We start from the raw sequence: 10,505 nt of genomic DNA, 5'->3' as shown, positions 1-10,505 counted from the left end.
TATTATGATAATGTAAATTATGCTGAGTTATCAGATTTTTTTTATGTCTGGTTAAAACGCACTGTTGGCGATTTATATCCGGAACTTTTTGCCACTCCACTTGTTCCGAAAGCAGAAGAAATAGTGCAAAATCCAGTTAGACATGGTGATGATAAAAAAGCAAAACAGTTTTTTGAAACTATGATTACCAAAGCGTTTCAGGAAATCTATCGGGTGTTAAAACCTGACGGAATCGCTTGTATTGTTTTTGCGCATAAATCGACGGATGCTTGGGAGACGATTCTCAATGCGTTACTCAATTCCGGATTATACCTAACGGCGAGTTGGCCGGTACATACTGAAATGAAAGAAAGATTGATGGCGAAGGAATCTGCTGCGCTTGCGTCGAGTATCTATATGGTTTGCCGTAAACGAACCGAGATGAAAACCGCGTATTTTAACGAACTGAAACCGCAGATTGAACAACGGATTCAAGAGAAACTCGACCAGTTCTGGAACGAAGGGATTGGTGGCAGTGATTTTTTCATATCGGCTATCGGTCCGGCAATGGAAGTGTTCGGGAAGTATGAAAGTGTAGAGAAGGTTTCCGGTGAAAAGGTCTCTGCAAAAGAACTGCTAGAGTATATCCGCAAAGTAGTGAGCGAATATGCGTTATCGAAGATACTCCAGAGCCCGCAGTTAGCTGGAATTGATCGCGCAACCCGATTCTATCTGCTCTGGCGATGGACGTATAATTCAGCGAGCGTCCATTTCGATGATGCGCGTAAACTGGCGCAAGCGGTTGGCATTGAAATTACGGAAGAATGGACTAACGGATTTATCAGGAAAGAGAAGGAAAACATTTCCGTTTTAACGGCGAAAGAACGGGGGAGAGCGTTTTTACACAGAGAGAAGTTTGATAGGATGATAGATATTTTACATGCGTGTCTTCTCTACTGGGAGCAGAATAATCGAAAAGCGATTTCCGAACTGCTCGCGACTACCGGAACTACGAACAACAATGCGTTCTGGCAGGTCGCACAAGCGATTGCTGAAGTGCTCCCTGACGGAGATAAAGAGAAACAGATGCTGCAAGGCTTTTTATACGGTAAAGCAACATACACCAAGGAAAAAGAAAGACCATCGCAACCAACTTTGTTCTAGGAGGTTTATATTATGTCACTCCCCTCATGGTGGCAGGTAGCAACACCGCATAAAGATATTCGTGAAGGTAAACTGAGTGAAGCGATATTTGCGTGCGATTTAGGTGATGTGGTTAATGGCAAAGCGCCGCTCGAATATCAGGATGCAAGTATATTTTTCCAGAAAACCCATCTGACACACGGATTGAACAATCTCGTTAATAATGTTCTCACGCGATTAACTGACGGCACAGGTGATCCGGTAATCCAACTGCAGACCCCGTTCGGTGGCGGGAAAACCCATGCGTTAGTAACCCTTTATCATCTGATTAAGCATCGGAAAAAAATCGACCATATTTGCGAAATCGCTAACTTACCCAAACCGAAGCAAGCGCAAGTAGCGGTTTTTGTTGGCACCCAAGCGGATGCGCTTGCGGGGAAAACCCCGTGGGGCGCTCTTGCGGATCAACTCGGTCAGTATGCTCTCGTTAAAGAACACGATAAAAACCGCATTGCTCCCGGCAAGGAAAAACTTAAACAAATAATCGATGCTTCCGGTCCGACGTTAATCCTGATAGATGAACTGCTGGAGTATATTGTTAAAGCGAATCGCGCCGAGCAAGTAACGAAAACCACCCGAGGGCAAACCCTCGCCTTCCTGCATGAGATATCGGAAGTGGTTGCCGCATCGGAACATTGTGCGCTGGTGATAACACTTCCCTCGAGTATCCTTGAACAATACGATGAAGAAGCGGAAAGATCGCTCCGACAATTACAGAAGATTAGCGGTCGAATTGAAACGATTTATACCCCAGTTGAAGGGATGGAATACTATGAAGTGATTCGGAAACGGTTATTCGAGAATCTTGGAGACGAAAAGGTTCGGAAACAGGTTGCGGAGAGCTATTTTTCATTGTATCAGAGTTTAAGCACCGAAGTTCCGTCAGAAGTTAAAGAAGTTGCGTATCGAGAACGGATACTATGCGCATATCCATTTCATCCGGAACTAATAGACGTATTATACGAACGGTGGGGCTCAATTTCGACATTCCAACGTACCCGAGGTGTGTTACGGTTATTAGCGGAAGTTATCGCTGACCTATATCAACGGAAAGTAGTTTCGCCGTTAATCCACTCCGCATTGGTTAATCTCGCAAATCAGACGATTCGCCGTGAGTTTATCAACCATATTGGTAACGAATTCGAATCGGTTATTGCGTCTGACATTGCGGGACAGAATGCGAAATCCTTGAAAATTGATAAGGAGATGGGTAGTGAATATGAAAAATATAATATCGCTCAAGGGATAGCGACCGCAGTGTTTCTCTATTCTTTTAGCGGTGGAGAACATAACTGGACGACGTTACCCCGAATTCGGATATCTTTACTTCGGGAGGGTATTCCCGCAACCATCGTTGGCGATGCGGTCGCGAAACTTGCGGATGAACTCTGGTATTTCCATTCAGAAAACAACCAATATGCGTTTCGGAATCAACCGAACTTGAATCGGGTTATCCTTGACCGCGAAGAAACCATTACGGAAGAGAGGATACAAGAAGAACTATACGTCTTGCTGGAAAAATATGCTGGTCGAGCGTTAGAAATATATCTCTGGCCTAAAGAATCGTCCGATATACCCGATAATAAGAATCTGAAATTAGCGATATTATCGCCTGACTATGGATATGATTCCGCAAAAGGAAAACAACTTACCACCGAATTGTTTGAGAAAGCAGGAATAGGATTCAGAATATATAAAAATACGTTGTTTACTCTAGCAATGGATACACATCAGCATCTGGTGCTAACGAAATTGATTCGACAGTATCTAGCGCTTAGTGATATCCAGAACGATAAATCGTTACTCGAAACACTAACGAAACCGACTCGCGAGGAATTGAAAAAAAAGAGTATCGAGATTGAAAAGAAGATTCCATTCGAAATACTCAACGCATATCGCTATTTAGCGCTGATGGAAAACAGCGGATTGGGTTGGAAAGATTTAGGTATCCCGACTATCGGAACGAGTCAGACGATTTCGGAACGAGTCAAACAATATCTATGCGACCAGGAGATAATCCTCACCGCAGTTACTCCGAAATATCTGCTGGATAAAACCTTCGGGAAAGATGAATCGCAAAAATCAGTTCGGGAAATATACGAACTGTTTTTGAAAACGCCAGGAATGCCGATACCGGAAAGTGAGAAGATTATCCTTAATGCAGTAGAACAAGGGTGCGAGTCAGGGATATTAGGTATCCAAGTTGGTAACGAAATCAAGTATAAACAGCGGGTTTTACCGGATATGGATGCGGTGGTTATGCGAGGCGCAATCGCGGAAAAGATGATGAAAGAAAAAGAAGCAGAAGGGCAACCTCGAGGAACTGCAGAACAACCGCCAGAAACTCCAACAGGAACTGGAACCATCCCGCCAGTATCTGAACCCACAACAGGTCCAGCACCGATAGTCCGCAGAGTAAATATCCGCGCAACAGTTCCTTGGGATAAACTCAGTCATGTGATGAAAGGAGTTATCGGTCCGCTAAAAGAAAAAGGTGGCGCTGTACCAGAAATTACTATCGAAATCCGGGCGGAATCGTTGCCAGGGTATGATCGAACCACGCTGGATAGTAAAGTTAAAGAAACCCTGCACCAAATAGGCGCTGACATTAAAGACTGGAAAGAAGAACCATAGAAAAATAACGCTGCTTCTATTTGATAGATTTCCCAATCAAATTCGATTACTTACGGATTTATTTTCTTCGGTCGGTTTCGAAGAAAATAGATAATGATATTTTAACTCGCCTTAATATAATTTATAAAACTTGGGAACCGGAACCGAAATGGAATGAAAATCTTAACCGATTACACGGCATAATTGTCCAATCTCTTCACAACAACCTATGTAATCATCTTGCCACATTCCCGTATGATGGGGTGATTTATTTTCCACCCATTTTTACATTTATGGCGGTTCTTCTAAGGGCACTCATTCTGGTTTTTTTTGTACATCTGCTTGTTGGATCAATAAAGTTTATCGGATTATTCGTACTATAACCATAAGGATTTAGATTTTCTGGATATTTCAAAACCTGGTTCATTTCACCGCTGGAGGTTTTTCGTTGACCGCACCCACCTCTTGATAATATAAAATATTCGTTTTAACCCGAGGATCTTTGGTTATAAACCTCCCCACTACCGAGTCATACCACCGAGCACACCGATAAACGCTTTCCTCCCTAGTATGTAGCTACACTATCTGCTACCGCTTGCTCTTATTAAGGGAACACGGTCTCCTTCCTTTCCGATTGATAAAGCGTATTCTATTCCTTCTAACTAAAACTAGGGACGAATTAGGTCAAAGTATTCAATCTCCCCGAGCTTCAACTCGGGAAAATGGTAGCCTATCCAATCCTAGGGGTTTTAATCCCGAATCCTCGTTTAACTCTATGGCAGCGTCATTTAGTAGCGGGTACTCAAATATTTTTCGTCTAAGCAATTTCCTGGCCACTTCCCCCTAACAGGAGATGCTATCTATTGTTAGCGTTTATACTCCTATAGCCAATTCTGCAATCAGTGAAATTTACCTATTCTAACGGGATAACCCCAATCTTGTTGTAATACTTTTGCAGATATCGGGTATAATTAACTAATATTACGAGAAATAGCTCGCATACCAATTTGAGGAATAGCTACGGGTTAATAGAGCACATTGTGCATACGTATAAGACTAAAAGAATTGAAATCTCGATGAAAATTTCTTTATTCTTTCTCCAACCAATGCATGTTCTGATTACTTCAGATGTGCGGTCGCTACACAACAGACATGATCCGCTGCACCATAATATAACCACCATTGATTTTTATATAAAAACAATCCCTGATTAAAAAAACGACAATAACCGGTATTTTAGGACCTTTTATACCTATGAATTCGTTCTGTGTTGTATTGATTATATCAATTGTCATACAGCAGCATTTAATAGTATAAACTTGTTACGGATAATGCAAATTGTATTTAATCAACCACTCGGTCAATTTCGAGGACATCTATTTCGAAATAACCCGGGTAACATAGAACCATTTATAAAATATTATTTAAACGGTTGGGCTCCGAGACTATTTTTGGGCATCCGGCTGAAGGAACGATCCATACCAGTGAGATCGCCACTCACTAGAAGTGTACTTCGAATGTACTGTTGTTATCCAACGAGAGATTGGCAAGCGGCTGATAAAAAAATCCGTTTCGACGCGCAAGCTTTTGCTTGCATACAATCCGGACATACTTGAACTTACAGGAACATTTGTTCGCCATCAATCCTTAACGTTTCTTTTGTTCATCATACATCATTTTAATATCTAATTGTATAAAAACCTCAACCGATTTTCTTCTCCTAATTGGGTAATGCGCCTCGTCGAATATTTTCAGCTCGAGCATGCTTTCGGTAAGCTTTATTAGCATAATCAGCTAAATTAGTAAGTAACTGCAAGAATACTCGGATATTCTGTTGGTCATCAAAAGCGTACTAGAAAATATAATGCAGTTATTTAAATGTTGCTATTCCAACACAATAAACAATTTCTACTTTATTTTAACATTCTCTGCCATTCTTATAAAAAATTTGTTTTATTTTTGATATATGGGTTAGTAGAATCGCTTTTTTGTAGTTCTTCTAACAATACTTGTTTGTTCACCTTCGCAGCAAGAGTATAAGTATCTCCACCACCATAAATGAGGTAAATATCTCCTTTGTATTCATACGACCCGCAAATAAAAACAACATTCGCTACACTATCCGAATACGGGGCTTCTATTTCCCATTTAGTCTCCGGAACCATCAACGGTTCTAATCTCTTATCAACAATTACCGCTGGCTGCTTTTCTGAAAAGTTATTAAAATCAAAAATCGCTGCCCCTAAATCATATTCTCGTAAATTCTTATCCTTTTTCAAAAAATTACCAATATGGTATATAACCAGATATTTTTTATCTCCTATCGGAATCGGAACCGAGCCGGCACCAACCCAAGAATCACAACATTCTGGATTTATAAAAGAGTGAAGTATTTCCCCACAATTTTTCCAAACTCCAGGTAACGAATCCGCCATTGCGAGATGTATACTAAAATCAGATAATGGTAACTCATTATGATACGGTCGATGGAGCAGAAAATATTTTCCCTCAATTTTCTCAGGAAATAAAACGCCATCTTTATTTTTTATATGTGGGAAATTAACTTCACCTTGAACTGGACCAAGTTTTTCCCATGTGAATAAATCAGTTGAACGTGCCAAACATATTGATGCCTGATAATCTCCATTCAATTTATCAGCAACACCACAATAAACACAGTAGAATGTATCGTCTATCCTAGTAATTCTAGGGTCTTCAACGCCTAATCCATCATACGCTGTTACCTTGTTCGCGGGAGATAAGATTGGCTCAGGGAACCGTTTTAGCAATTCAAACATAGGAGTAAATATTGCTAGTCCGATGTAGGAACGTGACCATCGATATCCCGGATCCTGTTTGGGTCGAGCACGGTAAAATATTGCTACAACTCCATCATCTAACTTTTTATCGGATATTTCTTTTAGTCCCAGCAATTTCAAAATTATTGCGTCGTTCTTTTCCGACCTAGGTAAATAAATCGCGGTTGCATTGAAGGTTACCCCAGATTCCCACGCAGAACCTTGAGGTGTAATAATAGGTTTACCATCATTGATACGTTGAACCGGTAATCTATATGGTTTCATAAAGGTCACTCACCTCGATTAAAAATACGTTGATTTATTTGTTTTGCAAGTTGCGGACAAACATCTTTAGCTTTTTTAGTCCCAATAAAAATCGATTGTAATTCCGAATTGAACATATCAATCATTTCCGAATTCTTCTCGAAAAACGGATACGAAACAGTATAATGCATTGCTTCAAGGAAAGCTTTTTCATTAGCCGGAGGTAAACCGCTGTTTAAAAATTCTGGAGAGTATGCAATCAACTTATTGGCCGGAGTAAAATATCCAAACGAAACAAATCGCTTTGCAATAGGTATACTTGCATAAAATTTTAAGAGTTTCCAAGCAGCATCTGGATGTTTAGTTCCAGCTGGAATTGCATAACAGGAACCAAAATTAATCGCCGCTTTCCCGACTTTTCCGGTTGGCATTGATGCAACATTCCAGCGAAATTTCTTAATTGCTCTATATTTAGGTACTAGCCAATGGCCATTGATATTCATCGCGATTTTCCCAGCCACAAACATATCATCGACAGTTTCATAAGCGAGTTGCGCTGGATCCGGTGAAACCTTATGGACTAATCGTAAATCAGCTACCCACTGGATTGCATTCATTACAATTTGGTCATCAATGGTACATTTAGTAGGATTTATGGGATTATCAACAAAATGTCCTCCTTGCGAAAATGTATATTGAATCCAAGGAACACCGCCACTACCATAAATATCAATTTTCCCATCATCATCAATATCTCGGGTCAACTTTTTCGCGATCCTAAGATAATCATCCCAACTCCAATGTTCAGATGGATATGGTATTCCTACTTGGTCAAATATATCACAATTGTAAAAAGGAAGGGCTATTGCAGTATCTGTTGGAATACCGAAGATTTTCTTTTGATATGAACTTCGCCGAACCGCTTCCGGAAAATAATCATCTATTTCAATTTCCCTATCTTTCTCAAGATATGGCGTTAAATCAAGCAGATAACCTCGTTTAACAAATTTTGGGAATTGTTCTGTATCTAATAAAATCATATCTGGCGGATTACCGGCAGCAATCATCGTTAATAATTTTGTCCAATAACTTCGATTCGGTACATTGATATTTATAACTTTAATATTCGGATTTAATCGCATAAATTCTTGCTCGATTTTTAAATTTTCCTGATGAATCTCAACCATATCCCGAGTCATATTAACAATAATTATTTGCTTTTTCGTTTGGTTATTTGTTGTTTTGTGCGAACAAGCCAATAATCCGAATATGAGTCCGATACCACACATGTAGATAACAATATCATTTTGTACGTTCATACTTAATTCGGTTGGAAATATTATGACATTGCTGTTCTATTCATTTAACTCATCTTGCCATATCGCATACCAAATCGGTCCACCAGCACCGTATATTTCCTGTCCAACTGCGCCTAATTTAGTATTATTCTGCCACCATTCTAAATCCGTACCCCAAGTTGCTCGCACATCTTCGAAAGGAATCATCTGGGTATACCTAATTTCTCCGCAGTTAGTCTGAGTTTTCCCTTCTTTGGCCATATATTGAATCAATCCTTCTTTTGCAAGAATCGGAGGAAGTGCAAATCTACTTTGTGTAGGGCCTCGCTTCCAACTATCAATTAATAACGCGTTTACATTAGATGACAAAAAATCAGATGCCATTTTTTGATACTCTTTAAAATGGTATCGCATTCGATGGGCTTCAAATTCTGCTGTCGTAGGTGCGCCAGGACAAGGACAAACCGACCAAAATGTTACCGTCTTTTCACCTGCACCATAATCTGATTCCCATAACCAACATTCGCGTAAAACATTCGCTAGTGGAATATATGCTAATGCTCGGTATTTCTCGTCGCCTGTAGCTTTGTATAATTGTTCGCAAGCTACAACCCCCGCAGCGGTCATATTCGCTTCCCACATTAAGTCCATACATCTAAGTTCTAGCCGTTTAGCGGCAGCTATTGCTGCGGATAAACATTCCTTATCTTTCCCGCCACTGAGCTCATATAACGCCATCATTACATACATATAACAACAAAGCGCGTCCGTCTGATAATATCCTTTTTGTTTACTGAAATCACGTAACCAGATATCTGCCATTTCATAATTATACGCTTTCCCCATAATTAATAAACGATCACGAAATCCCATCAGCATCGTTGTAGCATTTTGATTTCCTAATCGTGCTAAGTCTGCAATAATTACCGCAGGAGTAAAAATATAAACAACGGTAAAAAATACATCCTGATTAATTGGCGCTAGATTATTATGGAATCCCTTCCATTCCTTATCGAAAAATAATGGAAGTGATTCATTTAAACGGTTTCGTAACTCAACTGCATTTTTCTTACCCGGATATTTTTTTATATATAATTCTAACGGGTGAAGAAGCTGAACTATCGTCCAGAGTTGGCTATCTTCATGTTCATAATGTACATAAGCGCGTGGTATTTTATATTTTCCCAACACAATCGATGTGTTTTCAATCCGCATAATATCATTAACCATTTGGGGTACAATATCGTTAGCCCAATCAGTTTTTATCATTGGCGGTTTATAGATGTATTGATAGATATCAGCTAGCATTTCAACAAAATTTTTACAGATGGTAATATTATCATGGTTAGTCACTGGCCGAAGATAAAGATATGTATCTGCTAAGGTAACTGTTTTTCCTTTGGGGATACGATAACTCTGCGGTCGTTCATATCCGAATTCAGAAAACTTTTCAATTTTCTCTTGATATGGTTTGAGCGGCTGGACATTATTCCCATCGGGACTGGACATCTGGAACCAACTTTCCGGGTGGCCCATCCGAACAGCACCAGGGTTTCCCAAAGCGGGATAATCATAAGGATTATCACATTGCGTAAGGCGGTAAATATCGTTTAAAGACGAAAAATCCTCAAAATAAAAAACGTAGCTATTCATCGGAATGCTCCGAAAATATAAAATCCCTGAAGCTGGACCTCGCTGCACACTATATCGAACAACTTCTTGTGGTTGTTCACCCCATTGAGTTATCATTCCGTTGACATAGAAAAAACAATCGGGTGTTGCTTTACCCGAAAATGCTTTATCTTCTTTAGCATATGCGGTTACAGTCCAACGTATCAAGCCAGGATATTTTTTATAAACATACAGGTAAGCATCGAATTTTGCCCATTGTCTTTCTGTTTGAATACGAATTTGTATCATATCCGTTGTATCTTCAACGGTCAGGAAACGGAACATATTTGAATCTTTACGCAAATCTTTCCATCCATAGAGAGAGGCCTCACGGGAACCGCAAGCATCAGTTACATCCAATCCCTGTCCATTTGCTAACTTTGTAGCGATCCCAAAATTATTGACTCCAGTTCGCCGGATGATAATCCATCCCTGGATATTTTCCGTGGTTTTGACTGAATATTCCAGTAAATAGTTGCCAGTTTGTAATTTAAATGATGTCGTATCTACATAAATGATGTTAACATTGCTATATTCTTTAGCGAAAAGATGAATGGGAAATATTAAGCACAATACTACGATGATGGATAGTGGAATATAATTTCGTATCAAGGGTGGTTTCCAAAATAAATAATTTTTTGCCAGAACTATAAAACTGTTATCATTGTTGGTTAATTTC

The 10,505-nt window shown here is 39.7% G+C and carries 5 protein-coding genes; 2 read left to right on the top strand and 3 right to left on the bottom strand.

Annotation, left to right across the window (positions count from 1 at the left end; translation table 11 throughout):
- Positions 1-1,143: DNA methylase (locus tag N3A72_01055; protein ID MCX7918198.1), on the top strand; the 1,143-nt coding region annotated here is incomplete at its 5' end.
- 12 nt (positions 1,144-1,155) lie between these two features.
- On the top strand, positions 1,156-3,816 hold the full coding sequence (locus tag N3A72_01050) for a DUF499 domain-containing protein (GenBank protein MCX7918197.1): 2,661 nt from the start codon (positions 1,156-1,158) through the stop codon (positions 3,814-3,816).
- Positions 3,817-5,732: 1,916 nt separating this feature from the next.
- Here the strand turns inward: N3A72_01050 and N3A72_01045 are convergent.
- The 3 genes from N3A72_01045 to N3A72_01035 are packed head-to-tail and all read right to left on the bottom strand — an operon-like array spanning position 5,733 to position 10,399.
- Complete coding sequence (locus tag N3A72_01045; GenBank protein MCX7918196.1) at positions 5,733-6,878, bottom strand: hypothetical protein; 1,146 nt, start codon at positions 6,876-6,878, stop codon at positions 5,733-5,735.
- A 5-nt stretch (positions 6,879-6,883) separates the two neighbouring features.
- On the bottom strand, positions 6,884-8,176 hold the full coding sequence (locus tag N3A72_01040; protein MCX7918195.1) for a sugar ABC transporter substrate-binding protein: 1,293 nt from the start codon (positions 8,174-8,176) through the stop codon (positions 6,884-6,886).
- A gap of 36 nt (positions 8,177-8,212) precedes the next feature.
- Positions 8,213-10,399, bottom strand: a complete 2,187-nt coding sequence (locus N3A72_01035) for a hypothetical protein (protein MCX7918194.1) — start codon at positions 10,397-10,399, stop codon at positions 8,213-8,215.
- Positions 10,400-10,505 lie beyond the last annotated feature (106 nt).

Source organism: bacterium, from assembly GCA_026416715.1.
In the GTDB taxonomy this organism is placed as follows: domain Bacteria; phylum UBP4; class UBA4092; order JAOAEQ01; family JAOAEQ01; genus JAOAEQ01.
This window is presented reverse-complemented; position numbering and strand designations above follow the sequence as displayed.

Bases quoted from the DNA above. Each gene is read 5' to 3' on its own strand.
- N3A72_01050 (MCX7918197.1), top strand. From the start codon at position 1,156: ATGTCACTCCCCTCATGGTGGCAGGTAGCAACACCGCATAAAGATATT.
- N3A72_01045 (MCX7918196.1), bottom strand. From the start codon at position 6,878: ATGAAACCATATAGATTACCGGTTCAACGTATCAATGATGGTAAACCT.
- N3A72_01040 (MCX7918195.1), bottom strand. From the start codon at position 8,176: ATGAACGTACAAAATGATATTGTTATCTACATGTGTGGTATCGGACTC.